1 rRNA gene is annotated in these 1160 nt (G+C 53.4%); it reads left to right on the forward strand.

Going from position 1 to position 1160, the window contains the following annotated elements:
* Positions 1 to 1160 (forward strand): 23S ribosomal RNA (locus ACJ8J4_RS24690); the annotation flags it as partial.

The following is a 1160-nucleotide window of genomic DNA, read 5'->3' on the forward strand; positions in this document are numbered from 1 at the left end:
CACAGGTCGTGAGTTCGATGAGTAGGGCGGGACACGTGACATCCTGTCTGAATATGGGGGGACCATCCTCCAAGGCTAAATACTCCTGACTGACCGATAGTGAACCAGTACCGTGAGGGAAAGGCGAAAAGAACCCCGGCGAGGGGAGTGAAATAGAACCTGAAACCGTGTACGTACAAGCAGTGGGAGCACCTTCGTGGTGTGACTGCGTACCTTTTGTATAATGGGTCAGCGACTTATATTTTGTAGCAAGGTTAACCGTATAGGGGAGCCGTAGGGAAACCGAGTCTTAACTGGGCGATTAGTTGCAAGGTATAGACCCGAAACCCGGTGATCTAGCCATGGGCAGGTTGAAGGTTGGGTAACACTAACTGGAGGACCGAACCGACTAATGTTGAAAAATTAGCGGATGACTTGTGGCTGGGGGTGAAAGGCCAATCAAACCGGGAGATAGCTGGTTCTCCCCGAAAGCTATTTAGGTAGCGCCTCGTGAACTCATCTTCGGGGGTAGAGCACTGTTTCGGCTAGGGGGCCATCCCGGCTTACCAAACCGATGCAAACTCCGAATACCGAAGAATGTTATCACGGGAGACACACGGCGGGTGCTAACGTCCGTCGTGAAGAGGGAAACAACCCAGACCGCCAGCTAAGGTCCCAAAGTCATGGTTAAGTGGGAAACGATGTGGGAAGGCATAGACAGCCAGGATGTTGGCTTAGAAGCAGCCATCATTTAAAGAAAGCGTAATAGCTCACTGGTCGAGTCGGCCTGCGCGGAAGATGTAACGGGGCTAAACCATGCACCGAAGCTGCGGCAGCGACGCTTAGGCGTTGTTGGGTAGGGGAGCGTTCTGTAAGCCGTTGAAGGTGGCCTGTGAGGGTTGCTGGAGGTATCAGAAGTGCGAATGCTGACATAAGTAACGATAAAGCGGGTGAAAAGCCCGCTCGCCGGAAGACCAAGGGTTCCTGTCCAACGTTAATCGGGGCAGGGTGAGTCGACCCCTAAGGCGAGGCTGAAAAGCGTAGTCGATGGGAAACAGGTTAATATTCCTGTACTTGGTGTTACTGCGAAGGGGGGACGGAGAAGGCTAGGCTAGCCGGGCGACGGTTGTCCCGGTTTAAGCGTGTAGGGGGTGTGACCTGGTAAATCCGGTTGCATATCA

Source organism: Serratia sp. CY47280, from assembly GCF_052168655.1.
Classification (GTDB): domain Bacteria; phylum Pseudomonadota; class Gammaproteobacteria; order Enterobacterales; family Enterobacteriaceae; genus Serratia; species Serratia bockelmannii.